We start from the raw sequence: 25,688 nt of genomic DNA on the forward strand, positions 1-25,688 counted from the left end.
TTCAGTTTATACAATTGAAGCCTTTTTTAATGAAAAATCGATACCACAAAAATCATTATCGGTACAATTAATGCTTTATTCACTTTAAATTCTTGAATTTTTGATAAATTCGCACAAGCTGATATTCGTAAATTATTCTAATGAATAATGAGAGGACAAATCGGCAATAATTAAAAAAATTAAAACCTGAGTAATGAGTGATTTAGAGAAAAAAAAGTTTCCAATAGGACCATTTGAAGTTCCTGAAAACATTTGTGATACCACATTGGATACTTATATCAACGTAATTAAAGACTTTCCCGGCAGACTAAAAAATCTCATTGAACATTTTACAGATGACCAGTTAGATACTCCTTACAGAGAAGGAGGCTGGACGGTAAGGCAGCTTGTGAATCACCTTTCTGACAGCCATATGAACAGTTTTATGCGTTTCAAACTGGCTCTGACAGAAGAAAACCCTACCATAAAACCTTATGATGAAGCGAAATGGGCGGAACTTCAGGACAGTTTTCATATGCCTGTAAAACCGGCAATGAGAATGTTGAAAGGAACACACCAAAGATGGGTAGTTCTTCTTAAAAGCCTTACGAATAAACAGTTTGAAAGAACTTTTCATCATCCTGAGCATCAAAAGAATTATAATTTAAGAGAAAGCCTAGCTTTATACGTGTGGCACTGTAATCATCATTTTGCTCATATTGAAAATCTGAAGATAGAAAAAGGTTGGTAAGGAAGAGTCTCAATAATCCAATATATTATCAGGAAATTAAAGACAGAATTTCCCTGTTATCTGAAAATTCTCATGGAAAATGGGGAAAAATGAATGGGTGTCAAATGTTAAAGCATTGTGATCTGGTTCTTCAGGTGGCTTTGGGAAAGCTGGAACTTCCCCGTATTCATGTTATGTTTGAGGCAATAGGGATTTTTACTAAAATAGAAATGTATATTTTCAATAATGGAATTCCCAGAAACATGCCTACTTTTCAAAAACTAATCGTTAATTTTGAATGTGATTTTGATGTATCAAAAGCCAATCTGCTGAAAACACTGGAGGAATTCCGGGAAGTTTGTGAAAAACACAGACTGCCGGAAAGGCACAGATTATTTGGTAAAATGACTGAAAAAGACTGGACATTTTTAGAATACAAACATCTTGATCACCATCTAAAACAATTTAATGTATGAGTTTTTTTGATAAAATATTCGGTGGAAAAAGCGAAACCCCTGACCAAAAAACATTCTGGAAAAAGATAGAATCTGAAGAGGATCTTACAAAAGCTATAGAAGACTCTTTTCAGAATAAGATCGCAATATTCAAACATTCTACAAGCTGTTTTATCAGCAGAACTGTTCTGAAAAATTTTGAAAAAGAGGTAGAGAATTCAGACCAGCCGGTGAATGTGTACTATCTGGATTTATTGGCTCACAGATCTCTTTCCAACAAAATAGCAGCAGATTTTGAAATCAGACATGAAAGTCCGCAGCTCATTGTCATAGAAAACGGAAAACCTGTTAACAGTGCCTCGCACCAGGACATTTCTTTAAGTCAGATTGTATCATGAAGAATATAAATAATTATTTAGCCAAAGTTTTAAATGTTCCGCTTCAGAATGTGAACACCTGCAGCCTGCATTATGAAGTAAAGAAAATACCTAAAAATCAGTTTCTTCTTCAGTATGGTGAAATCTGCCGTCATATTTTCTTTGTAGAAAAAGGGCTGATAAAGATGTATTCCATTGATAAAAACGGAAAAGAACATATTATCCAGTTTGCCCCGGAAAGCTGGCTGATTTCTGACCGAAGCAGCCTTTATTTCAATGAAAAATCCATTTATTATATAGAAGCAGTGGAAGATTCTGAAGTTTTGTTTCTTCATCCTGATTTCTTCAACAAGCTGGTAGAACAGTTTCCAAACAGCATAGAAAGAAGTGATTTCCTTCTTCAGAAACACATCAGAAGTCTTCAAAACAGAATCAACTCCTTATTGGGAGAAACTGCAGAAGAAAGGTATATGAAATTCATAAAAATGTACCCGGATTTGCTGCTGAGAGTTCCACAATGGATGATTGCTTCCTACCTTGGAATTACTCCTGAAAGTCTGAGCCGTGTAAGAAAAGAGCTGGCAAGAAAAAATTTCATCCCGGATAATAAATAGGAAAGGCTGGAAGAAGGAAGCTTGAAGTTCTGGTGAATATAAAAGAACTTCAACAGCTATTGTTTAGATAGAATTGAAATAAGTTATTCTTAAAACTATAATAACTTCCATCATCCTTACTTCAAATAAATCTTTTTGGCAAGCTGTCCAACCTGTCTGAGTTTCGTCTGTGTATTTTCCGACCAGGGAAGCCCTATACAGAGCCTCATACAGTTTTCAAACTGCTCCTGAAAGGTGAACATTCTTCCGGGAGCTATACTGATGTTTTGCTTGATGGCGAGATCGTACAATTCTGTTGTGCGGATATTTTTATCAAATTCTACCCACAAAGACAAACCTCCCTGAGGACGGCTTGTTTTCGTACCTTCCGGAAAAGATTCTGCAATAGTCTGTACATAGTTTTGATAATTGAACTGTAATGTTTTGCGAAGCTGCTGGAGATGCTTTTCATATTTTCCGGATTTCAGGAAGTTAGCCACTGCTTCATTCACAATGGAAATAGAAGAGGTAGAATGCAGAAGTTTCAGCTTCATGATTTTTTCTTTGTATTTTCCCGGAGCAATCCAGCCTACACGATATCCGGGAGCCAGAGTTTTTGAAATTGAGCTGCAATACAGTACATTTCCGTTTGTATCAAAAGATTTGCAGCATTTCGGACGGCTGGAACCAAAATAAAGGTCTCCATACACATCATCTTCTATCAACGGAATATCATTTTCAGAAAGTATTTTTACAATTTCCTTTTTATTCTCATCAGGCATACAGCTTCCCAAAGGCGAATTAAAATTGGGTATCAACAGGCACAGATCTATTTTAGGAATTAATTTTTTTAAAGTATCGATTTCTATTCCGGTAGTAGGATGGGTAGGAAGTTCCAGAACCTTTAAACCCAATCCATTGGCAAGCTGTAGAATTCCAGGGTAGCAGGGACTTTCGATCGCAACGGTATCTCCCGGTTTTCCCAAAGCCATCAAACAGAAAGAAAGGGCATTCATCCCGCCATTGGTGGTAATCAGATCATTTTCGCTAAGATTTCCTCCCCACTGTAAGGAACGTACTGCAATCATTCTTCTTAATTTCAGATTTCCCTGAAGCTCTTCATATTCGGTTCCTCCGTCTTTTAATTCTCTGGTGGCATTTACAATTTCTTTCTTCAGTTTAGCCTGAGGTAACAGATCTCCGGAAGGAATTCCAATTGAGAAAAAGGTAAGGTCTTTTTTACCCATATTTTCATATACTTTACTGATCAGCTCATCCGGTTCATCGTTATTGGCGATCAATGACGGACGGCTTACTTCGGGCAAAGGAAGTTTTGCAGAGAGCAGCTGGCTTACAAAATAACCGGATTGCGGCCTGGACTCTACCAATGACTGGGATTCCAGTTCCAGAAAAACACGTTTGGCTGTATTCATACTTACCTGATGCTCCTGGCATAGCATTCTCACTGAAGGAAGCTTGTCTCCAGCCTTTAGAATACCATTTCTGATCTGTCCTGCAATGCCATCTGCAATTTCTGTATACAAAAATTCTTTACTCATATTTTTAAACTGTGCTCATGCAAATATACAAAACTGATACTGTGTTTATCGAATTATCCTTTCTAATTTTGAACATCAATTAAAAGCTTGAATACAATGTTGACAAAACAAATATCAAAAGATGAAAATATAAGTGGCTGGATCAATGGTTTTATAGGGGTAGTCTTGTTTAGTGGAGGCTTGCCGGCCACTAAGTTAGCCGTAATGGAAATGAGTCCCATTTTTGTAACGATTGTTCGTGCAGCTGTGGCAGGAGTTCTGGCACTGGTTGTATTATGGCTGGGTAAAGAAAAACGGCCTGTCAAAAAAGATTTAATCCCGTTATTGCTGGTTTCTCTTGGCTGTGTGGTAGGGTTTCCCCTTCTTTCTGCATTGGCTCTTCAATATCTCACTTCAGCGCATTCTATTGTATTCCTGGGAATGCTGCCTTTGGCAACTGCGGTATTTGGGGTTATGCGAGGTGGGGAAAGACCTCATCCTATATTTTGGTTTTTTTCTATTATAGGAAGTCTTTTGGTGATCGGCTATGCTGTTTCGCAGGGAATATCAGCTTCACCTATTGGCGATATTCTGATGCTTTCTGCTGTTATTTTATGTGGGATGGGCTATGCTGAAGGAGCTAAATTATCCAAAACATTGGGAGGATGGCAGGTAATTTCCTGGGCTTTGGTATTGGCGCTGCCTGTAATGATTCCTTTATTTTTTATGTATTTCCCGGCTGATATTCAGAATGTCAGCTTTCAGGGATGGTTTGGGATGGCTTATATCTCTCTTTTCAGTATGTTCATTGGTTTTATATTTTGGTATAAAGGATTGGCACAGGGTGGAATTGCTACTGTTGGTCAGTTACAATTGCTTCAGCCTTTCTTTGGCCTCGCACTCGCTGCATGCTTTCTTCATGAGCAAGTGAGTATGGGAATGCTTGGTGTAACAGTAGGAGTGATACTATGTGTTGCAGGAACTAAGAAATTTGCAAAATAAGTAGAAGTGCGATCCTTAAAAATCCTTTTGCTGCTGCAGTAGGATATATGGAAAGCCTTATTTCTTTTTGAAATGAGGCTTTTCTTTTTCATAATCAAAATGTTGCAATAAATTTCCTGCGGTTTTAATTCTCAAATGACAAATATAAAATAGATTCGTTATTAAATGTAAATCCATAAGATAAAATAAGTGATAATCACTAAAAAAATTAACACTATTTAACTTTTTAAATAATTGTTAAGGTGTGGTTTTTGTATACGCACTGTAACCGATTACCAATGATATTTTTACTAAGAATAAGAAGATAGGAATAAGAAAACAATTCCAAAAAAAGCTATTATGGTTATCGACGAAAATATTTTGATTTCAGCGGGAGCAGAAACAAAGCATTATATCCCTTCAGAAACAATTTTCTTTGAAGGGCATATTCCTAATTATTATCAGATTATTAAAGGGGAAGTAAAACTTAACAATTATAATGAGGAAGGTAAAGAGTTTATTCAAAATATTTTATCAGACGGGGAAAGTTGTGGAGAATCTATCCTTTTTATAGAAAAACTTTATCCTGTAAATGCGGAAGCCATTACAGAATGCAGCGTTTTAAGACTTCATAAATCTGCTTTTTTCAATCTGCTGAATCAGTCTCCGGAACTATATATGGAGGTAAACAGCTTCCTGTCAGAACGTCTTTATTATAAATTCATTATGATGCAGAGCCTCTCATCTCAAAACCCTTCTATACGGCTTAGAGGACTAATGGATTACCTTAAAAGTTCTCAAAAAGATCGTACTCCTTATTCTTTTTTAATTCTCTTAACCAGACAACAAATGGCTAGCCTTACAGGGCTTTGTGTGGAAACCGCTATAAGAACGATTAAACATATGGAAAGAGATAAAATTGTGAGAATTGAAAATCGCAAAATTCTATATTAACCTTATTTCAGGCATATTATTTGTTTTTTTATTTAAAATATATCGAAATTATGAAAACAATAAGCTGCATGAATATTGATGAAAATCTTTTGTACTCATTTGGTGCAGAAGATAAGAACTATAAAAAAAGGGAATCGGTTTTTAGAGAAGACGATCATGCAATTTATTATTTTCAGATCAGTGAGGGGAAAGTAAAACTGAATAATTATAATGAAAACGGAAAAGAATTCATTCATAATATTCTGGGCAAAAAACAAAGCTTCGGAGAAGCCATGCTTTTTCTCAATCAGGATTATCCAATCAATGCCATATGTCTTGAAGATTCCCGGATTATAAGACTTCCCAAAAAAAAATTCTTTGAAATGATCACGCAGAATCCTGATCTTTCTCTGGAAATGAATGCATGCCTTTCACAGGAAATTTTTTACAAATTAAAAATGATGCAAAGTTTGGCATCACAAAACCCCATGCAAAGATTAAAGGGTTTACTTGATTATCTTAAAAGCTATCATGATGAAGACTGCCATCAGTGTTTCCATATTGCATTTACTCGGCAGCAGATCGCCAATCTTACAGGCCTGCGTGTAGAAACTGTGATCAGAAACTTAAAAAAAATGGAAAAGGAAGGGATGCTTTCTTTACAAGATCGTAAAATTTTATATTAAATATGATTTTAGTGACTCAAATCATAAAAAAGTGAGTTATTCTTATGTACATTTGATGCAACAGTTTTCAATACCATTCCTGAGATATTAATTAAGATGAATATAAAATATTCATTTTTTGAAATTGCTGTTTAGTGTCCAGTAACGATCTGTAATAATCAATATTATAAAATCATATTATGGCGTGTGAAATCAAAAAATCCGTCAATACGAATTCCACAATAGAAAAGCCGGAAGGAAACGATGGATTAATAGTAGAACATGACACAGAAAAAACTTTGCTTCACCCATTTTTTGTGAGTGCTTTAAAAAGTATTTATAATCATGAGAATGAAGATAGCAAGCTGGCAGATACTACCGGTTTTGACGATAAGCGTAGAGATTAAAAGGGTACATTATATTTTATAGTTTGCTTATCACAGGCTTATTTTAACCATGAAATCAATATTTATGAACTCTCACAAAATAATACATAGCCTGAAAAACAAAGAATTTATAAAAATAATACATAAAGGAGACTGTTTTGAAGCTGGAGCAGCTGTTTATGCTAAAGAAATTGAAGAAAATATCTTTCTTTTGTTCATCATCCTGAAAGATATCGATATTGAAAATATACAAGCACTCATTGCTCATTTTGACAGCTTCACCAGCATTGGACTGAAAGAACCGGAACAAATCATGTTTTACCTGTCTATTAAAGATAAAAATGACCTCCATTATTTCGAGCAGTATTTGAAAGCTTCCCATAACTAATACCATTGTCTGAATATGATATTTGAGAACGACACCTTACGGGATTCCGGGTTGAATGATAAAAATAATATGATAGAGAATGAGTCTCTGTTTCCACCTATAATCAATTCATACGGAGTGACGGCCTTTCTGATCAATTCTTTGGAGAAGATCAAAAATAATGCAACGTGTGATATCCTTAAAGGAACAATAAATGCATGCATTGAAGAGTATATTCTTCATATCCGTGAATTTCATTCCAAGAATACATCGTTTACTGATGAGAGAGAAACTGAAGTAAGGTTTGAATCACCTTCTTTCACTTTATATGCAAAAACAGCTTATTACAAGGTTTTGAAAGAGGAAGAATATATCAGTAGATTTCTTGATATTCTTGAGAACAACAAAACAGATTAGGTTTTGAGCAGTCTTATTGAAAATGCCTTTGAATTGTAATCAGATCTTAAAAAAGACCTTTCACACCATTTACAATACTTAATCATGAAAGCTGCTGTATTCATTTGTTCAGCAGCTTTTTGGTCTCTTTTATAATCGTTTTAAATGAACCTCACAAAATAAAATATTATGGAATTTCAACAGAATCTTCTCAATTATATAAGTCAGTTTCTGGTAGCCGCTGACGAATCTGTTTCAATTGCGGAAAGTGTTACTTCCGGTTGTCTGCAGCTTGCTTTCTCACAGATGCCGGATGCCCTTTTATTCTACAAAGGTGGAATGACAACTTATACGTTGACTGAAAAAGTGAGACTTCTTAAGGTAAACAGACCCGGACCCGATGATCATGACGGAGCGGGGGAAGCAATTTCTCAGGCTATGGCTCTCAGTGTGGCAAAACATTTTGAATCCGACTGGTCCATTTCTACAACGGGTTATTGCACCCCAGTTATTAATTCTGGATATAAGGTTTTCGCCTATTTTTCGTTTTCCTATAAAGGAGAAATAATTCTTACCAAAAAATTAGAGCTGCATCCTAAGACTCAGGCTTTAAATGCTCAGCTATACTATACAGAATTTATTCTTGGATGTTTTAAAAGTGAACTCAACAGGATGCTAATTCTAAAATAGACATTGGAATTAAATGATAGTGTATACAAAAACTTTAATTTTTATTCACCTTTGGCTTTGTCTGCATAATTGCAAAATATGATGTTGTAAATGCTGACAGACTTTGGTAACCCACCTTATACGCTACTTCACTCAAAGTATATTGTTGGGTATCTATTAACTCAATACTTTTTAAAACTCTGGTCAACTGAAGGTATTTTTGTAAGGTAATTCCTGTTTCATTTTTAAAAATTCTCTGGAGACTTCTCACAGACATTTGTGCTTTTTCTGCTAAAGAATCAATATTCAGATTATATTTAAAATTAGAATTGATATCATTGCATACAGGAATAAGTCTTGTATCAGCAGGTACAGGAATTTCCAGGCTGCTGCTTTCCTTGCAGAAATTGGGAAGGCTCTTTAAAATAGCTTTGAAAAAGATATCCTGTTCTTCATTTTCATCAAGAGATTGGTTCCATTTTGAGGCGTATAAAAGCATTTCCTTCAATACAGGCGGAACAGCAAATACCTGAACATTCTGATAAAATTCATCTTCAAAAACAGATTTGAAAAGAAATACCATCAGATTAACGGTTTGTGCCTCTGAGGTAATTTTATGGGCTTTTCCTGAGGGAATCCAGATGACATGATGCTGTGGGACAAGATAAATTTTCCTGTCAATATGAAAATACTGATAACCTTCTTCCACAAAAGTAAGCTGAGCACGGGTATGCCTGTGCTCATAATCATCATGTTTCCAGTTTTTTTCGCACCACACATAAGCTTCTTTTTCTATTGAATCTACAAACTGGCTTTCCGTTTTTTCAATCAGGCCACATTTCATATTGTCGTTTTGTATGTATATTTTGGCAAATTTAATAAAAACGACAGTAGTAATTTTGTATTATCAATGTAATAACTACATGATTAATTCAAAATATAATCTATATCTTATTCAGAATGAAAAAATTATGTCTTTTTTTTATTTTAATTTTATTATCTAATACCAACAACATCATGGCACAAAATAAAGCTAAAATATTGGTTCTTATCCATTCAGACAATGGCGGAACTTACGAACTGGCTAAAGAAATAGCCAAAGGAATGGAAAGCGAAAATAATGCAGTTCCTTATATCAAATTAGTCAAACCCTCACAGAATCCAACCCTGAAAAATCTTCCTGTAGCAACAGTAGATGAACTCACATCTTATGATGGAATTGCTTTTGGTTCGCCGGTTTATTTCGGGAATATCAGTACGGGGATGAGTGAATTTTTATCGAAAACCGTTCAGTTGTGGACTAATCATGCTTTGGAAGGAGTTCCTGCCACTGTCTTCATGTCTGCCGGAAGCGGAGCAGGAAAAGAACTTGCGCTTCAGGCATTCTGGAACAGCCTTGCGGTACATGGTATGATATTGGTTTCTAATGGAATTCGTGGAACTGAAGAACTTAATAAAGCTATTCCACAGGGAAATACTGTTTTAGGAGTTACAAGCATGGCTTCTTTAAAAGATGTTGAAAGACCTACTAAAGGAGAAAGAAATATTGCTGAGCTTCAGGGGAAAAACTTTGCGAAAGTAGCATTGGCACTAAAAGATACCCGCCTGAAAAAAACTGTTGCTATTGCTGAACATCACCCAAATTTCAATGAAATATTGAAGCAGAAAAATATTACACTTCCACAGGTTCCAAAACCTGCAGGGAATTATCAGCCGTTTGTCCGTTCCGGAAATCTGGTATTTATCAATCAGGTTGCCCTGAAAGACGGGAAAATTTTCAATCCGGGAAAATTAGGTGTTGAAGTAAATGAGCAGCAGGTAAAAGACGCTACAAAAGTAACCATGCTGAACGTAATTTCAGTATTAAATGAAGCGGTGGGAGGAGATTTAAGCAGAGTAAAACAATGTGTTCAGCTTACAGGAATCTTTAATACCAAAGATGATTATACAAAACATGCAGATCTGATGAACGTTGCTTCCGACCTTGCTGTTGAAATCTTCGGGGAAAAAGGAAAACATGCCAGAGCTACTTTGGGGGCATCTTCTATTCCTGTGGGTTCTTCTGTAGAAATTCAGGCTGTTTTTGAAGTAGAGTAAGCTGTTTTTTTAAAATTACAATACAGGTGTCTCAGATATACTCAGATGGTAAGGCTATAAATCCTAAACTATTGTCGGCTTGAACTAAATTCCTGTGTAAATCTGAGACCATTATGATTGAAAAATATTAGAAAAATGTAGAAAAAACTTCAGCAATCAAGGGAATACTCTGTTCCAGCTGTTCTTCAGAAAGTGCTCCATAACTCAATCTGAACCCATTTATATTATTTAGGCTGTATTGTTTAGGATGAATAATTTTAATGTTTTTTTCCAATAATAAAGCAGTTGTGACATCCCAGTCCAATTGTATTTTAGGAACAATCCAAAAAGCCAGACCACCTTCGGGCAAAGTAAAATCGGCAATATCTTTCATGTGCTTCTTCAACAATTCAAAAACAAAATCTCTTTTGTTCTTATAATGAACGGTTGCTTTTCTGATATGCTTTTTTACCGCACCTTCTTTAATCAGCTGCAGAACTGCCTGTTCCATAATGACATCTCCATGTACATCAATAATCTTTCTCAGATCACCAATTTTTTTTAATAATTCCTGATTTTTAGTAGCCAGATAACCGATCCTTAAAGCAGGTGCTACCACTTTGCTTAAAGTCCCGATATATACATAATTGTTCAGCTCAGGAAAACTTGAAACCGGAAGAATAGGACGATATCCGAAGTGAAACTCATTATCATAATCATCTTCAATGATGGTCATATTATATTGGTTTGAAAGCTCAATCAGTTTTAATCTTCTTGAAAGGCTTAGAGTAACTGTAGTAGGGTATTGCCTGTGGGGAGTAATGTAAATTGCTTTTATATTCTGATGCTGTTTTACAAGTTTTTCAATAATCTCAATACTTATTCCTTCCTGATCTACAGGCACGGACAAAAGTTGTGCTCCCGCATACTGAAACGCTTGCCAGGCAGGCTGATAGCCAGGATCTTCTACGATAACAATGTCACCGGGACTTAAAAGACTCTGAGCAGTCACAAACATTCCCATCTGACTGCCCCGGGTAATGGAAATTTCATTTTCATGAATATGCATTCCGCGCTGATGATTAAGCATTTGCGAAATCATTTTTCTGAATTCTATGTCGCCATGTTCATCTCCATATCCCATCATCTGCCACTTTGCTTTGATGCTGAATATTTGCCTGTAAGCTCTTGCCAGTTCTGTCACAGGTGCAATTTTACTGTCGGGATGGCCATCATCGAAATTGATTAAAATCCCATTAGGAATTACCCGTCGATTAGGGGAATCATACAATTCTTCTGGATTTTTTTCATGTAAGACAGGGAGCTTTTCTGATACGAAAATACCTTTTCTTTCTCTCGAAATTACCCATTCTTCGTTGATCAGCACCTGATAGGCTTCTACAACAGTATTTCTGTTGATTTTCAAATTCTGTGCAAGATTTCGGCTTCCGGGAAGTGCATCGCCGGCTTTTAACCTTCCTGATCGGATATCTGTAATGATGGTGTCTGCAATCTGTAGATAAACTGCTTTTTCAAGCTTCTTATCAATTTCTAATTCTAATTTCCAAGGGCGTAGCATCTGGACTATCTGTTTATATAAAAACTGAATCATTTAAACAGTCCAAATATAGAATAATTTTGTCATGCAATAAAGCACAAAACCCTAATAATTAAAAAATCATGGAGAAGAAACAATTCAGTTCTAAAGACTTCCACGAAACTTTTGCAAGACCAAAGTATGTAAAACCAAGCCATTTGATCCACAAAAATGTAGAAAATGCAGGAGAGCACAATCAGTTTTCAACAGAAAGAAAACATCCGGTTTTCTTTGTCGATCTTCCGAGTAAGAATGTGAGCATGACGATTGGAGGACTGATTCCCGGACAGCAAACCAACAGACACCGTCATACTTATGAGACTGTATTATTTGTGATTGAAGGAAAAGGCTGGACAGAAGTAGAAGATGAAAGAGTATATTGGGAAGCAGGAGATGCCGTATACATTCCTTCATGGGCCTGGCACAAACATCAGAATCTGAGCGATACAGAACCTGCCAAATATATTGCCTGCGAAAATGCCCCTCAGCTGCAGAACTTAGGTGTCGCTTTAAGAGAAGAAGAAGGCAGAGACCTTTAATCGCAGAGATTTAAACCATTAAGATACTGGATATGATTTCCTTTCAAGGCGAAACTCACCTTAATTACTTACGCCTTCTTAATGGTTTACAATTATTTTCAATTTTTAAATCAGTAAAACATGAAAAATGTTCCATTTAAAGGGATTATTGCTTATCCCATTACACCTTTTGACAAAAATGAAAAAGTAGACATTCCGCTTTTCAAACATTTGTTAGAAAGGCTGATCACTTCCGGAAGCCATGGTATCGCTCCATTGGGGAGTACAGGAGTTATGCCTTATCTGTCGGACGAAGAAAAGGAAGAAGTTACAGAAGCTGCTTTACAGCAGGTAAAAGGCAGAATTCCAACCCTTGTAGGGGTTTCCAACCTTACGACAGAGAAAACCATTCACCACGCCCAGTTTGCGGAGAAAGCAGGAGCTGATGCGGTGATGATTATTCCGATGAGCTACTGGAAGCTTACTGACGACGAAATTGTAACGCATTATGATGCGGTAGCACGTAAAATATCTATCCCGATCATGGCGTACAATAATCCGGCAACAAGTGGAGTAGACATGTCTCCGGCTTTGCTGAAAAGGCTGTTGGAAATTCCTAATGTAACCATGATTAAAGAAAGTACGGGAGATATTCAGAGGATGTATTATCTGAGAAGAGAACTGGGGGAAGACGCTGCATTCTACAACGGCTCCAATCCTTTGGCTCTGGCGGCTTTTTCTGCGGGAGCAAGAGGATGGTGTACTGCAGCTCCCAATCTTATTCCGGAACTGAATATCAGTCTTTATCATGCGGTGGAACAAGGTGATCTTGAGAAAGCAAAAAGAATTTTCTACCAGCAGTTTGATCTTTTAAAATTTATTGTGAACAAAGGATTGCCGAGAGCTGTGAAATCAGGTCTTACTATTTTGGGTGAAGATGGCGGGAATTTGAGAAGTCCTTTGAAACCTTTACATGAAAAAGAAACTGAAGAATTAAAAAATATTATGAAAATCCTTATCAATTAGTACAATCTTATAATCTTGTATAAAAGAGGCTGTCTGAAAAGGACAGTCTTTTTTATGCTCTTTATTTTGAGAATTCTGTTTTTTTAATGGCTATTATTTTTTATCCAGATATTCATCATCCCTCCAAATACATAAAAGATTTTTTTCATTCTGTCAATTTTTGAGATTAGTAATCTGTCAAATATATTTTTTTGAATTTTAATTTAATTCCATTTCCTACATTTCCAGCTCTATAATTCTTTTTGCCATTTTCAGATTCATGCTTTCCGGAATTAAACCCATCAGAAAATTACGGAATGAATTTCCTTTTTCCCATTGCGAAATCTTTCCTATGGTACGGCTTGTATTGACGATATAATCCACCTTTTTTCTTCTGATATTTTGAAACGCTTCAAAAACAGCATTGAAATCCTGATTTTTTTCCAGAAGTTTTCCGATAATATAAGCATCCTCAATAGCCTGGCAGGCACCTTGTCCCATATTGGGAGTGGTAGCGTGGGCTGCATCTCCGGTAAGACATAAGTTTTCAGTATACCATTTAGGAATAGGTGAGAGGTCAGAAATGATATTACAAATGATATTTTCGCTTTCAGTAGCTTCAATAAGTTGTAAAACCAGGGAATCAAAATCTTTAAAAATATCTGCAAGTGATGCATCAAGGCTGAAGCTGTTTTCATTGATGCAGGCATACCAGTAAACCTTTTTTTTAGAAATTTTTACAAATCCGAAACGCTTTCCTTTGCCCCACATTTCAAAAGCTTCCTGATGATGTTTTTCAGGCAGATCAAAATCTACCAGGCCACGCCAGCATTTTTGGCCGGAACTCCGTATGATACCGGTTTTTAAGATCTGATTACGGATAGGGGATTTGATACCGTCTGCTCCAAAAACGATTTTACTTTCAATCTGATTTCCGTTTTCAAAGTGTAAAATATAGTTTTCCTCTTTTCTTATTGTTTGCAGTGAATGATTTAATTGAAGACAGCCGGAAGGAAGGCTTTCCGCCAAGATCTGTTGAAGTTCGGCCCTGTGAATAGCAACATTGCAGGAATTATAGTGTGTTTCCAGTTCAAGGATTTCTGTTTTTGAGATGGTCTGCAAAGATTCATTGGCAATAACAATCCGGTGGATTTTATTTCCAGCATTTTCAATCTTTTCTTTCAAACCTAAGTGATTGAAAACCTGCATCGCATTGACAGCCATCATAATTCCGGCTCCTACAGGCTTTATTTCAGGAGTGGATTCATAGATCGTAAAATCATACTGATGTTGTTTCAGGACATTTCCGAGGGTAAGTCCCCCGATTCCGGCTCCTATGATTGAAATATTGTTCATGTATACTTTTTTAGTAGGATGTCACAACATTGCAAAAGATTCTAATTGCTTAACTTATAAACTTAAAATATAACTTTCCGATACTTTTTTAAAACCATACTTGCTGAAAAAATTATGAGCTCCATGATTGTTGACTCCGCTTTCCAGTAAAATAAAACTGATATTCCAGTTTTTAGATTCGTGAATCGCTTCCTCCAGAAGTTTACTTCCAAGAGACTGGCCTCTCACAGACTGGTCTAAAAGCATATCCTCCAGAATGGCATATTTTTTAAAAGGACTGTTGATCACATTAAAAACCATCATGCCGACAATTTCCCCGTTTTCGTTTTCAGCAATCAGAATATTAAGTTTGGAACTGCCATCGGAATTGAAATCGGTGATCAGCTGTTCTGTCATAATCAGTTCAAGATCAGGATTCCAGTGGTGTGAGTCTATCGCTCTTCCGGACATCATTTCGCCGTGAGAAATATAAGCATCTGTTTTGTGGGTAATAAAAAAGTCTACAAGCTCTTTCACGCGGTTTTTATCGGTAAGCCATTGGGTTGTATATTTCATGAGGTGATGGTTTTTATTTAAAATTTTTCAGTTCTGCCAGCAATTTATTCTGCTTATTGATAACTTGATTGAGATGATCTGTTTTCAGAGGATGCGCATTCTGGTACTTTTCAATTTCAGGAAGTGTCTTTCTGATTTTGAATACAAGGTATTGATCATGAACTGCTGCTCTGTTTGCTTTTATTTTGGCGATGAGGTCCCGTATAGTCTGTGTTTTTATATCATATTTTTCAGAGCTGGCCTTTATCTCTTTTTCAATTTGTTTCTTTGTAACAGAATCGGTTACCGAATTGGATAATGCCGTTGCATCATTATAGTATGTTTCTGATTTTTGAATAACATCATCATACTCGGTAATTGCATCCTCAGTTTCCTGATTAATAACCGTTATTCTTTTGTCAAGATCCTGTAAAGCTTTGTCGTTTTTTACAAGCTCCTGATAGATTTCATGAACAAGGTTTCCTTCACGTGAGGAATATCTGGTATTTTTTTTAATAGTTTCTGAAACTGAAGATTCAGCATTGTCAACTGCATTTTCTACGGTAGGAGCCTGGCGGTTATTTTCTCTGCAGGAAAGTAAAGAAAGTATCAGAACAGAGCCGAAAAATATTTTTTTCATAGTATGTTTTGTTTGGATTGAAAATCAGCATCATATCCAAAGCAGCTAAAATTAATCATTTCAATTCTAACACAACTGATAAAGGATATGATTTTAATTAGTTGAACAAACGTTGAAAAATGTTACATCCATAAAAAACGGAGCCTGAAAACAGACTCCGCCTATAAAGTTTTTTACGCTAAAATTATTTACCCAGGTAAGATTTAAGGATCTTGCTTCTGGTATTGTGTTTTAGTCTCTTAATTGCTTTTTCTTTGATCTGACGAACTCTCTCTCTTGTAAGATCGAAAGTTTCACCAATTTCTTCTAAAGTCATTGGGTGTTTTCCGTTCAGTCCGAAGTATAATCTTACCAAATCAGCCTCTCTTGGCGTTAAAGTATTCAATGCTCTTTCAATCTCGATTTGCAGAGATTCAAGCATCAGATCTTTATCAGGACTTGGAGATTCTCCTGAACGTAATACATCATAAAGATTAGAATCTTCACCTTCCACTAAAGGCGCATCCATAGACAGGTGTCTTCCGGAGTTTTTCATAGATTCTTTGATATCTTCCTCGCTCATGTCAAGAACTTCAGCCAATTCTTCCGGAGAGGGCGGTCTTTCATTTTCCTGCTCAAGGTGAGCGTATGCTTTATTGATTTTGTTGATAGATCCAATCTTGTTCAATGGTAATCTTACAATTCTTGACTGTTCAGCCAATGCCTGTAGGATTGATTGACGGATCCACCATACTGCATAAGAGATAAATTTGAAACCTCTAGTTTCATCGTACCTTTTTGCTGCTTTCATTAATCCTAAGTTACCTTCATTAATCAAATCGGGTAAAGAAAGACCTTGATTTTGGTATTGCTTAGATACAGATACTACGAAACGAAGGTTGGCTTTGATTAATTTCTCAAGTGCGGCTCTGTCACCTGCACGTATCCTTTGTGCCAATTCTACTTCCTCGTCCGCAGTAATCAGTTCCACTTTACCAATTTCCTGCAAATACTTGTCTAATGAAGCAGTTTCCCTGTTGGTAACCTGCTTAGTGATTTTTAATTGTCTCATTTATTTTTTCCTCAAAAAAGAGTTACTATAATATATACGTATGAAAAGGTATAAAGGTTACACAAGGTTCAATATTTTTTGTACAATGTATATTATAAAATGTATTAATGATTTTTTAATAATAGGTTAAATCACTGATAACTAAATTGTTGTGTGTTTTGGTTTATAATTTAAAAAAATAAATATAAATTCTAAAAGAGGTAAATTCATTTACAAACTTTATAATTTCCTTAAACCTTAAACAAAAAAAAACGAAACCGAAGTCCCGTTTTTATATTTAAGAGTTATATTTTACATTGTATTGGATTAAACAACCCGCAACTTGTAACTCGAAATCCTTGCTTAGAAAAGCTCATTCAATACTTTCGCCAGTCTTAATCCTCCGTAAAGAAGCTGTCTTTCCATCGTTTCATTAAACTTGTACTGATAGTCGTAAGACAATTTAGAATCGTTTGGAGTCTGTGCATAGATCTTATTGGCAATTTTATGAGAATCATACAGCCAGTCTTCCAGTGTTCCGGATTGAATCTGTGCTACTTCTTCTTTAGATTTGATATCTAAAAGCTTGGAATATTCAGTGTAGCTGTATTTTTGAGAATCTACTAACTTTCCATCCCAAACAGAGTGTAAATTGGTTTTTTCCCCGAAATACGTAACATTGATTTTGTTTCCGCCCAAATCTTCAGCCCTTCCTACGTGAAGTGGCTGTGCAAGGTCTCCCATAATGTGAATGAGGAAGATTAAAGCAATTTTTCTGTCTTTTTCAGAAGTGTTTTTGTCTTTGATCTGGCTGGATAATGTGTTTACCTGAGTATAAAGGCTTGGTCCTGCCTGTGCTTTTAAGTTTTGTTCAAAAGCTTTAAAATCAGTCATCGGATCAATGTTTACATAATGCCATGATGAAGCCTGCTTCCATGCACCTGTTGTGTCAGATTTGATAAAATCCGGCCAGTTTGCCCAGTAAGCCAGACGCTCTTTCCCCATGATCTTTTTAATCTCTCTTCTCGCTTTGCGGGAAAGGTGGTTTTCTGCAATGTCTGCAATCACTCTGTGTCCCGTTAATCCCCACGCATAAGAATAAAGTGAAGAGGCCATGAATGCTAAAATCAGAATTTTAGAATAAATACTTTTCATTTTAAATAACAATTTTCAGTCTGCAAAGATACGGCCCGCTTTCGGAATGAGCATACATAATCATGAATTTATTCCATAAGATGATATTAATAAAATTTAATTTACATAAAAGCATAACCATCTTAGTTTTGAATAGATTAGAAAGTACTGAAGATAAAGGCAGAAAACTTTTTATATCCTATATAAAATCTAAAATAAAAACACAATTACAAACTTACTTTAAACCTTGAATCCTAAACAATTGGTTCTGAATACTTAATTTTAAATCCTAAAAAGCAAGTAAATTTTCCATTTACCGTATTTTCACGGAATTTGTAGAAAATTATTACTATTAATGTCAACTAATTATTATTTTTAAAATAAAATTGTTGTAAAAATATTTTTTCAAACTTATGAGATATATTATCTTTACAAGTCATAATCAGAGGAAACACTATGTATGAGAATAATATTGTAGATATGCATTACAATAAACTGCAGACAGATTTTAAGGCTGAAGCTGTGGCTGTAAACCTATTGAAATACCATCGTGCGGTAAGCAATATCTTCATTGAGCGTGTGGGGGTGAATGACCGTGCTTACCTGAAAGATATTAAAAGTATTTCAAGCAGTTATTTGGGATTTGATGAGGAAGTCTTTACTATACAGAGTTACAGAGAAGGCATTTACGACTATCTTCCGGAAGGTTTATTTCATCCGCCGTCCCTGGGGGCTTCCAGAAAGAATGTAGATACTGTGGTAAGGGAGATCCGGAAGCAGAAAAGGGTAGAAGATGATGCCCGCAGGTTTTTCCGTCCTTTTGAGCTGGAAGTATTTTTTACAGAAATCAGTGCTTTGCTTAAAGAATCAGAATTTGATATCACCAGTAATACGGATTCTTTGCTGGAAACCATAAGTGAGCTTTGGCCTATGATCAAAATGCTGGATGAGCAGAGTGCTTATATTTTCATGCATATTCTGCCGTTTTTCCATCAGATCAGGGGAGACAAGAGATGGTTTGAAAGATGCATGACTGCTTTTCTGCAGATACCGGTACAGGTAAGTTTTTCACCTAATATTATTGATGGAATTGAGAAAAATGATGATTCCATGTTACTGGGGAATTCAAGATTGGGAGTTACCTATATTCCAAGCGGACCTCATATGGACGGGCAGCGAAACTGGGTGGTGAATATTGGTCCTATTCCTTATGAGGATATGAAGAAGTTTATTCCCGGAAGTCCGTTTAGAAATGTACTTCAGGCTCTTTATGACTATTTTCTTCCCGTAACAGTGGATGTGGAAGAGAATTTTGTCACAGAAAAAGAGGAATATTCATTCAGTCTTGAGGACGATGAAAGAAATGCCAGCCGCCTTGGATACTCTACATTCCTCTAAATTATTTTATTATATTTACAGTTACCAACAAAGTATAAATTCGAAAAGAAACAAATGGAAATTTCTTCAGTAAAAGGTATTTTTTTAAGGTATATCTTAATGCCTTTAATCGCAATTATTATGATGGTTATACTCGGTGTAATCAGGAGAAATAAACCTGCGATAAAAATTAAAGTAATTATTATATACGTACTCCTTTGCAGCTTATGCCTGGCTATTCCGGGTGTTTTTGGATTTGCGGGAAACCTTTTTAATCCGTATTGGTATCTTATTGCGCAGGTGATCTACCTTATTTTGGGGATTATTCATGTGAATCTCTTGCATAAATATTTCAAAAAGCACATCGATTCTTTTGCAATGAGTATTCTGTTTGAATCTATCCTTTCATTGACTTGTATAGCCTTGGGGGGATATCTTTTCACACTGATCTTCAACTGGATGAGCAAAGGCACAGGATATGCTGTGATGGCTGCAACAAGTATGGTGATTTTTGTGGTTCCAATGGTATTTTATTACTGTTATATTCAGTTTATCAGTATCCCTTTTGATATTTATAAAACATGGAGATATTCTCCGGAGCAGAAGCTTCCTGATTTTGAAGGGGCAGATTTTGACAGGTTAATGGTCCTGAATGTTGAGTTAAGCAAAAAATTAGAAGATACCAACCGTTTCAGAATTAAAGCCAAAACACTTCCTACCGGAGTTACGTTCGGAGATTGGTTCTACAGAGTAGTAGATGATTACAACCACAAAAATCCAGGGTCCATTATTCATCTTTCAGACGAAGGAAATGAGCCTTACTACTGGATCTTTTACACTAAAAAATCTTTTTTCAGTTTTAGAAAATATATAGATTTCGACCATGACATTACCACAAACAGCATTTCTGAAAATGAAGTGGTGATTTGTAAGAGAGTTATTCAGCATGAAGAGGAGGGAGTCACAAGAAAGTCATAAACACAAAAATTAAAAAGTATTAAACATGATACAGCCTATTAAACATTTTGCCATCAATTGGGTGGATGGGATGAAAGTTTCCCAGAGACACCTTAATGATCAGGATAATTTCTTAATTGATACTATCAGAGATTCCAATTCCCTTGGGATTACTACATATAACTACGGACTTCTGCCTATTTCCAATGAATTTACAGACCGTACCATTTTTGATGTTCACAACACGGCAACCAATGATGTACAGCTGGTAATCAAGCGTTGCAGCGCTGTGACAATGGCAGGATACCGTATTGAGCTGACGGACAGAAGAATCAGCGTGAAATCATTAGCGAAATCAATGAATGAAGACCAGGCAGATGGAGAATATTATATTCTGATCTCTGTAAATCCCTTTGATAAAGTACCTTTCGGAGATATTGATCCTGAGGAAATTCCGCCGCGTCACCCAAGTGCACAGCCGAACCATCATATTGAACTGCTTCCTGTAACGTCTTTGAACAGCAGCTATTCAGGAGGAAATTATCTTATCATCGGTAAAGTAGATTTAAAAGGAAATATTGCTCAGGTAGATTCCAACTTTATTCCGCCTTGTACTTCCGTACAGAGTCATCCGGCTTTGGTAGACTATTACAGCAGCTATGCGAAGTCTATCGGAAACCTTCAGCAGTATGCTTTTAAAATCATTCAGAAAGCATCGCACAAAAACCAGAATACAGCGTTGGCACAAAACGTTAAGTTTTTGTGTACTACCATGGTAAATACTTTCGGCGATATGTATTTCCAGTTCAGAAATATTACGCCATGGCAGCCGCCTGTATTTTTAATTGAGTCTTTTGCAAGACTGGCACTTCATTTATACAATTCAACCCAGCTTCTTGTTCCTGCAGAATTGGAGGAAATGCTGAACTACAGTCTGGAATGGAGTGAGATTGCTCCTCATACTTTACTGAACCAGCTTTCTATTGTAGCAGAAACGAATTATGACCACCACAATTGTGGTGAACCTTTGCTTTATATCCAACAGATGTTGAGAAGCCTTGAAATTATTTTCTCTAAACTAAGCGAGCTTGATTATATCGGGCAGAGAAAAGAAAATATCATCGTTAATGAGCAGGAAGTTTCCACGAACACAAACCCAAAAAGAGGTTGGAGTGTTTTAGATTAGAAATTGAATCCCGGATGAAAATTCGGGATTTTTTATAGACGTTTTTAGGAAAAATTAAAAGTAAATTTGCTGTAAGGATCAATAAAAATGAATTTAGAAGTTATAAGACAGGATACTCCGGGATGTTCGGGTAAGATATTTTTAAACAGTGCAGGGGCTTCATTAATGCCCAAATCTGTTGTGGAGACAACCATTAAGTTTTTATATGAAGAACAGGAATTGGGAGGGTATGCAGCAGCGGTGCAAAACCCGGGTATCATCAATCAGTTTTATGAAGAGACGGCAAAATTGATTAATACAAAGCCTTCCCATATTGCATTTGTAAGCAGTTCTACAGATGGATATGCAAAAGCTTTATCCAGTATTGATTTTAGAGAAGGAGATTGTATCATTACCACCAATGATGATTATATATCCAATCAGATTGCTTTTATTTCTTTGCAGAAAAGATATCATATTGAAGTCATCAGAGTGGACAATCTTCCTGACCATGAATTAGATCTTGAGGCCTTTGAAAATCTGATCAAAAAGTATAACCCAAAATTAATTGCTGTTACTCACATTCCTACTAATTCTGGTTTAATCCAGAATATAGAAGGAGTGGGGAAGTTGTGTAAACAATATGATGTTCTGTATCTTGTGGATGCTTGCCAGTCTGTAGGACAGATTGTGGTGGATGTTGAAAAAATCCATTGTGATTTTCTCACGGCAACCGGAAGGAAATTTATACGTGGACCAAGAGGAACTGGATTTTTGTATGTTTCAGATAAAGTATTAAACAAGAAAATGTATCCTCTGTTTTTAGATAGTTTTGGTGCTCAATGGACAGCATTTGATGATTTTCAGCTCAATGATACCGCTAAAAGATTTGAATTTTTTGAAAGACCTTATGCTGCTTTAGCTGGATTTGCAGAAGCTTTACGTTATGCCAATGCAATAGGAATGGATCAAATTGAGAATTATAACCGGAAGTTGACCGATACCTTAAGAATCAATCTTCAGAATTATGATTTCAGAGTGCTGGATCAGGGAAATAGATTAAGCAGTATTGTAACTTTTTGCCAGCCGGATGGAAGGGTTGAAAATATTCATAAGGTTCTGAGTGATCAAAAGGTGTTTTTTAAGGAAAACAGCAGACAGGATGCACTCATTGATTTTACCTCTAAAAATGTAGATCATGCGATCCGTTTATCCCCTCATTATTTTAATACGATGGAAGAAATTGAAAGAGTATCACAACTTTTAGAAAATATCAACCATTAAAATGACGGTTTTAAATTTGAAGCGCCCTGGCATCCGCCAGGGCGCTTCAAATTTATTTTTTGTTCAGAAGATCAAGCGTATGTTCTACGTGTCCGCCTCCTTTCCATTCATCGTGTCCCGGAATAATCAAAGTTGCCTGTGAATATTTGGTTTTCAGCTTTGTCATGGTTTGCGGCCATTGGGCAACGTTGGCTTCTCCTGTGTAGCCAAGATCAACGGCTGCTTTGCTCTTGACAAGACATCCTCCATCCAGTATTTTATATTTTGGAAACCAAACCACTACATTATCAGCAGTATGTCCTTCACCAAGAAAATCTACTACAAATTCTTCACCACCAATACGGTAAAGTTTTCCTGTTTTAATAAGTTCAGTGGAAGTTGCTTTTCCGTCTTTCTTCAAAAGCTCATTGGTTTTCGCTGTAGCGTAGGTTTTGATTCCTTTGTTATTATAAAAGCTTAAATCTCCGGCTCTGTCATCATGTGAATGCGTTGCAAATACAGCAATAACAGGAAGGCTATGGCGTTTCTGAATAGTATCCAGCAAACTTTGATATTGGGTTTTCTGCCATGGAACATCAAACAAAACAACTCCTTTTTTGGTTACCAGATAAACGGCATTGGTAGAATATTCTTTACCTCCAAATACACCAAAAGTTTTATAAATATAAAAGTTGGGTTTAATCTGAGGTTCAATCACGAAATCTCTTACCTGAGTAGTCTGAGCATTTGCAAATGGACTTAGTAACATCGAAATAATAAAAAACGGAATGCTTTTCTTCATAATTTTTTGAGTAATAATTAAAGGTTGGGTATTTGTCGGAAAGACAAAGCCTGTAGAAAGTTTTGCAAACCTAGGTAAAAATAAATTTTCGGGTATTTAGAGAAGAAGAGTTTAACCGTTTTTTAACAGTTTGAGGAATAGAGTAAAAGTAGATTTATATGAATGTCAGACCTAACAGGTTTTTAAAACCTGTTAGGTCTATTTGGGATAGAGCATTAAGTAAAATTTCGCTGTAAGCTTAAAATCAGAATGATTAACCTTAACTATACTTTTCTCCTTACGATTCTTAATCGTTTAAATTTTGAAAAGCCTGATTTTTTTTAATGAAAATCTGTTCAGTTTATTTTTTCAGTGGTAATGGTTTATTTCTTAACCAGTATTTTCTCAGTAGCTTTCTTGCTTAAAATTTCTGTTTTGCCCTCAATTTCTATCGTCATGGATTTATCAAAACTTTCTATTTTTACAATTTTCACTTTTGTATTGAGCAGCAATTTTCTGTCGTTCAGATACGTCAGGAAAGCATCATCAGAAAGGGTAACAGAAGCAAAAGTTACATTTTCTCCCGGTTCACAACTGCTTAATTTTTGTAAATCCTGGGCAATGATATTACCATCTTTATCGGGAATAGGTTCTCCGTGAGGATCAAATTTAGGATGATCCAGGATTTCGTCCATTTTATCAAAGAAGATCTGCGAATGCACATGCTCAAGCTGCTCTGCAATCTCATGGACGTTTTCCCAGCCGAAATTCATTTTTTTAACCAGAAACATTTCGGTAAGTCGGTGTTTACGAACAACCAGAGCTGCTTCACGTCTTCCATTTTCTGTAACGATTAAGGGTTTATAGGTTTCATAAATAACCCACTTTTTTTCTGCAAATTTCTTCATCATATTATTAACACTCGGCATTTTTACATTCAAAAATTTGCTGAGCTCATTAATCGTAACCTTTCCTTCATTGTCAACTAAATGAAACAAAGCTTTCAGGTAATTCTCTTCTGTTAGGGTTGTTTTCAAAATGTTAGATGATTTTCACTACAAATCTAACAAAATAAAATGGAAAGTTGGCTCTTGTTATTTTAACTTTTTTTACTTTTACTCTATGAAATTTTCATTCAAAAACGATTATTCTGAAGGCTGCCATCCTAATATTTTACAGGCCCTTTCACAGCATAATCTTGTACAGCAGGCTGGCTATGGAGAAGATGAGTATTCATTAAAAGCGAAAGCATTAATTAAAGAAAAAATCAACAGTCCGGATTCGGAAGTTTTTTTAGTTTCTGGTGGAACGCAGGCTAACTTAATTGTTATTTCTGCCATTCTAAAACCTTATCAGTGTGTAATATCTGCTGCTCCCGGGCATATCCTGAATAATGAAACAGGAGCTATTGAAGCTACAGGCCATAAAGTACTGAGCATTGAAACGGCAGATGGAAAAATAAAACCTTCAGATATTGTTCCTATTTTAGAAGGACACAGTAATGTGCCACATCAGGTGATGCCTAAACTGGTGTATATCTCTAACTCTACAGAGCTGGGAACAATTTACCAGGCAAAAGAACTGGAAGAACTCTCCGCATTTTGTAAGGAAAATAAATTATACCTGTTTATGGATGGAGCAAGGCTGGGGCATGGACTGACAGCAGAGATCAGTGATCTCACGCTGGAAAAAGTAGCTGCTCTTACCGATGTTTTCTATCTTGGAGGAACTAAAAACGGAGCTTTGATAGGAGAGGCAATTGTGATAAATAATCCTGTGCTGCAGGAAGATTTTGCTTTTAATATCAAACAAAAAGGAGCGTTATTGGCAAAAGGAAGACTGTTGGGAATTCAGTTTATGGAACTCATGAAAGACAATCTGTATTTTGAGCTGGCACAACATGCCAATCAGCAGGCGATGAAAATTAAAAAAGCTCTGCAGGAAAAAGGAACAGCTTTTCTTTCCGATACCTATACCAACCAGATTTTTCCTATTTTAAATAACGATCTTATTGAGGTATTGTCTGAAAATTTTGAATTCTATGTCTGGAAAAAAATAGATGAAAATTTTTCAGCTATTCGTCTTATTACTTCATGGAGCACAGGAGATGAAGCTGTGAACCGTTTTATTGAAATAATTAAACAGAATTAATATAAAATGAAAAGGCTGTCTCCAAAGTGTCATTC

29 protein-coding genes are annotated in these 25,688 nt (G+C 36.0%); 19 read left to right on the forward strand and 10 right to left on the reverse strand.

The genetic code is table 11. The annotated features are described in order from the left end of the window. Nucleotides 1–193: 193 nt before the first annotated feature. Genes EK417_RS12645 through EK417_RS12660 form a run of 4 tightly spaced genes read left to right on the forward strand, consistent with a single transcriptional unit; the run spans nucleotide 194 to nucleotide 2,155 of the window. A complete protein-coding gene (locus tag EK417_RS12645; protein WP_110366233.1) occupies nucleotides 194–730 on the forward strand; it encodes a YfiT family bacillithiol transferase in 537 nt (178 codons plus the stop codon). Next, the gene (locus tag EK417_RS12650) at nucleotides 724–1,185 is read left to right on the forward strand and encodes a DUF1569 domain-containing protein (RefSeq protein WP_228457930.1); all 462 of its coding nucleotides are present in this window, start codon (nucleotides 724–726) and stop codon (nucleotides 1,183–1,185) included. Before EK417_RS12645 ends, EK417_RS12650 begins: the two co-directional genes overlap by 7 nt. Further along, nucleotides 1,182–1,562, forward strand: coding sequence for a bacillithiol system redox-active protein YtxJ (ytxJ, locus tag EK417_RS12655; protein WP_076594646.1), 381 nt, complete (start codon nucleotides 1,182–1,184; stop codon nucleotides 1,560–1,562). The genes EK417_RS12650 and ytxJ overlap by 4 nt, the downstream gene beginning before the upstream one ends. Then, the gene (locus EK417_RS12660; RefSeq protein ID WP_034698263.1) at nucleotides 1,559–2,155 is read left to right on the forward strand and encodes a Crp/Fnr family transcriptional regulator; all 597 of its coding nucleotides are present in this window, start codon (nucleotides 1,559–1,561) and stop codon (nucleotides 2,153–2,155) included. The genes ytxJ and EK417_RS12660 overlap by 4 nt, the downstream gene beginning before the upstream one ends. A 116-nt stretch (nucleotides 2,156–2,271) precedes the next feature. Here EK417_RS12660 and EK417_RS12665 read toward each other — a convergent pair whose 3' ends face one another. Beyond that, nucleotides 2,272–3,693, reverse strand: coding sequence for an aminotransferase-like domain-containing protein (locus tag EK417_RS12665; RefSeq protein ID WP_136522332.1), 1,422 nt, complete (start codon nucleotides 3,691–3,693; stop codon nucleotides 2,272–2,274). Nucleotides 3,694–3,789: 96 nt separating this feature from the next. Between EK417_RS12665 and EK417_RS12670 the strand changes: the two genes are divergently transcribed. The 7 genes from EK417_RS12670 (at nucleotide 3,790) to EK417_RS12700 (ending at nucleotide 8,090) form a co-directional block, all read left to right on the forward strand. Next, on the forward strand, nucleotides 3,790–4,674 hold the full coding sequence (locus tag EK417_RS12670) for a DMT family transporter (RefSeq protein WP_076594648.1): 885 nt from the start codon (nucleotides 3,790–3,792) through the stop codon (nucleotides 4,672–4,674). 339 nt (nucleotides 4,675–5,013) lie between these two features. Next, entirely contained in the window at nucleotides 5,014–5,607 is a 594-nt protein-coding gene (locus EK417_RS12675) for a Crp/Fnr family transcriptional regulator (RefSeq protein ID WP_136522333.1), read from the forward strand. Nucleotides 5,608–5,657: 50 nt separating this feature from the next. Further along, entirely contained in the window at nucleotides 5,658–6,272 is a 615-nt protein-coding gene (locus EK417_RS12680) for a Crp/Fnr family transcriptional regulator (protein WP_228402423.1), read from the forward strand. Nucleotides 6,273–6,451: 179 nt separating this feature from the next. Then, nucleotides 6,452–6,658, forward strand: coding sequence for a hypothetical protein (locus EK417_RS12685; RefSeq protein WP_076594650.1), 207 nt, complete (start codon nucleotides 6,452–6,454; stop codon nucleotides 6,656–6,658). A gap of 49 nt (nucleotides 6,659–6,707) precedes the next feature. After that, on the forward strand, nucleotides 6,708–7,025 hold the full coding sequence (locus EK417_RS12690; protein WP_076594651.1) for a hypothetical protein: 318 nt from the start codon (nucleotides 6,708–6,710) through the stop codon (nucleotides 7,023–7,025). A gap of 15 nt (nucleotides 7,026–7,040) precedes the next feature. Continuing rightward, nucleotides 7,041–7,421 carry a hypothetical protein gene (locus tag EK417_RS12695; protein ID WP_076594652.1) on the forward strand — a complete coding sequence of 127 codons (381 nt, stop codon included), beginning with the start codon at nucleotides 7,041–7,043 and terminating at the stop codon, nucleotides 7,419–7,421. 168 nt (nucleotides 7,422–7,589) lie between these two features. Then, complete coding sequence (locus tag EK417_RS12700; protein WP_076594653.1) at nucleotides 7,590–8,090, forward strand: CinA family protein; 501 nt, start codon at nucleotides 7,590–7,592, stop codon at nucleotides 8,088–8,090. Nucleotides 8,091–8,124: 34 nt separating this feature from the next. Here the strand turns inward: EK417_RS12700 and EK417_RS12705 are convergent, their stop codons facing one another. Further along, nucleotides 8,125–8,913 carry an AraC family transcriptional regulator gene (locus EK417_RS12705; RefSeq protein WP_228457931.1) on the reverse strand — a complete coding sequence of 263 codons (789 nt, stop codon included), beginning with the start codon at nucleotides 8,911–8,913 and terminating at the stop codon, nucleotides 8,125–8,127. A 116-nt stretch (nucleotides 8,914–9,029) separates the two neighbouring features. Between EK417_RS12705 and EK417_RS12710 the strand changes: the two genes are divergently transcribed. Then, the gene (locus EK417_RS12710) at nucleotides 9,030–10,166 is read left to right on the forward strand and encodes an Atu1372/SO_1960 family protein (protein ID WP_136522335.1); all 1,137 of its coding nucleotides are present in this window, start codon (nucleotides 9,030–9,032) and stop codon (nucleotides 10,164–10,166) included. A 127-nt stretch (nucleotides 10,167–10,293) separates the two neighbouring features. Here EK417_RS12710 and pdxR read toward each other — a convergent pair whose 3' ends face one another. After that, nucleotides 10,294–11,724 carry a MocR-like pyridoxine biosynthesis transcription factor PdxR gene (pdxR, locus tag EK417_RS12715; RefSeq protein ID WP_136522336.1) on the reverse strand — a complete coding sequence of 477 codons (1,431 nt, stop codon included), beginning with the start codon at nucleotides 11,722–11,724 and terminating at the stop codon, nucleotides 10,294–10,296. A gap of 101 nt (nucleotides 11,725–11,825) precedes the next feature. Here pdxR and EK417_RS12720 point away from each other — a divergent pair, with 101 nt between their 5' ends. Beyond that, nucleotides 11,826–12,281 (forward strand): cupin domain-containing protein, encoded by a 456-nt coding sequence (locus EK417_RS12720; RefSeq protein ID WP_136522337.1) that lies wholly within the window; start codon nucleotides 11,826–11,828, stop codon nucleotides 12,279–12,281. A 120-nt stretch (nucleotides 12,282–12,401) separates the two neighbouring features. After that, the gene (locus EK417_RS12725; protein ID WP_136522338.1) at nucleotides 12,402–13,286 is read left to right on the forward strand and encodes a dihydrodipicolinate synthase family protein; all 885 of its coding nucleotides are present in this window, start codon (nucleotides 12,402–12,404) and stop codon (nucleotides 13,284–13,286) included. Nucleotides 13,287–13,502: 216 nt separating this feature from the next. Here the strand turns inward: EK417_RS12725 and EK417_RS12730 are convergent, their stop codons facing one another. The 5 genes from EK417_RS12730 to EK417_RS12750 all read right to left on the reverse strand — a co-directional run bounded on the left by EK417_RS12730 (nucleotide 13,503) and on the right by EK417_RS12750 (nucleotide 17,980). Beyond that, nucleotides 13,503–14,621, reverse strand: a complete 1,119-nt coding sequence (locus tag EK417_RS12730; protein ID WP_136522339.1) for an FAD-dependent monooxygenase — start codon at nucleotides 14,619–14,621, stop codon at nucleotides 13,503–13,505. Nucleotides 14,622–14,675: 54 nt separating this feature from the next. Beyond that, nucleotides 14,676–15,176 (reverse strand): GNAT family N-acetyltransferase, encoded by a 501-nt coding sequence (locus tag EK417_RS12735; protein WP_136522340.1) that lies wholly within the window; start codon nucleotides 15,174–15,176, stop codon nucleotides 14,676–14,678. 13 nt (nucleotides 15,177–15,189) lie between these two features. Continuing rightward, a complete protein-coding gene (locus EK417_RS12740) occupies nucleotides 15,190–15,795 on the reverse strand; it encodes a hypothetical protein (protein ID WP_076594660.1) in 606 nt (201 codons plus the stop codon). Nucleotides 15,796–15,979: 184 nt separating this feature from the next. Further along, entirely contained in the window at nucleotides 15,980–16,846 is an 867-nt protein-coding gene (locus tag EK417_RS12745) for a sigma-70 family RNA polymerase sigma factor (protein WP_002979276.1), read from the reverse strand. Between the two features lie 342 nt (nucleotides 16,847–17,188). After that, entirely contained in the window at nucleotides 17,189–17,980 is a 792-nt protein-coding gene (locus tag EK417_RS12750) for a S1/P1 nuclease (protein WP_076594661.1), read from the reverse strand. Nucleotides 17,981–18,439: 459 nt separating this feature from the next. On the opposite strand from EK417_RS12750, the gene EK417_RS12755 reads away from it, so the two are divergent. The 4 genes from EK417_RS12755 to EK417_RS12770 all read left to right on the forward strand — a co-directional run bounded on the left by EK417_RS12755 (nucleotide 18,440) and on the right by EK417_RS12770 (nucleotide 22,742). Then, a complete protein-coding gene (locus EK417_RS12755; RefSeq protein ID WP_228402430.1) occupies nucleotides 18,440–19,357 on the forward strand; it encodes a type VI secretion system baseplate subunit TssG in 918 nt (305 codons plus the stop codon). A 54-nt stretch (nucleotides 19,358–19,411) separates the two neighbouring features. Further along, entirely contained in the window at nucleotides 19,412–20,314 is a 903-nt protein-coding gene (locus EK417_RS12760) for a TssN family type VI secretion system protein (protein ID WP_076594663.1), read from the forward strand. 25 nt (nucleotides 20,315–20,339) lie between these two features. Next, nucleotides 20,340–21,479 (forward strand): hypothetical protein, encoded by a 1,140-nt coding sequence (locus EK417_RS12765; RefSeq protein WP_076594664.1) that lies wholly within the window; start codon nucleotides 20,340–20,342, stop codon nucleotides 21,477–21,479. A gap of 87 nt (nucleotides 21,480–21,566) precedes the next feature. Further along, complete coding sequence (locus tag EK417_RS12770) at nucleotides 21,567–22,742, forward strand: aminotransferase class V-fold PLP-dependent enzyme (protein ID WP_136522341.1); 1,176 nt, start codon at nucleotides 21,567–21,569, stop codon at nucleotides 22,740–22,742. A gap of 52 nt (nucleotides 22,743–22,794) precedes the next feature. On the opposite strand, the gene blaIND is transcribed toward EK417_RS12770, so the two are convergent. Together blaIND and EK417_RS12780 are read right to left on the reverse strand one after the other, a co-directional pair. Next, complete coding sequence (gene blaIND, locus EK417_RS12775) at nucleotides 22,795–23,523, reverse strand: IND family subclass B1 metallo-beta-lactamase (protein ID WP_136522342.1); 729 nt, start codon at nucleotides 23,521–23,523, stop codon at nucleotides 22,795–22,797. Nucleotides 23,524–23,885: 362 nt separating this feature from the next. Further along, nucleotides 23,886–24,539, reverse strand: coding sequence for a metal-dependent transcriptional regulator (locus tag EK417_RS12780; protein WP_076594667.1), 654 nt, complete (start codon nucleotides 24,537–24,539; stop codon nucleotides 23,886–23,888). 85 nt (nucleotides 24,540–24,624) lie between these two features. Between EK417_RS12780 and EK417_RS12785 the strand changes: the two genes are divergently transcribed. Then, the gene (locus tag EK417_RS12785; RefSeq protein WP_136522343.1) at nucleotides 24,625–25,653 is read left to right on the forward strand and encodes a threonine aldolase family protein; all 1,029 of its coding nucleotides are present in this window, start codon (nucleotides 24,625–24,627) and stop codon (nucleotides 25,651–25,653) included. Nucleotides 25,654–25,688: the final 35 nt, after the last annotated feature.

Source organism: Chryseobacterium candidae, assembly GCF_004916905.1.
Classification (GTDB): Bacteria; Bacteroidota; Bacteroidia; order Flavobacteriales; family Weeksellaceae; genus Chryseobacterium; species Chryseobacterium candidae.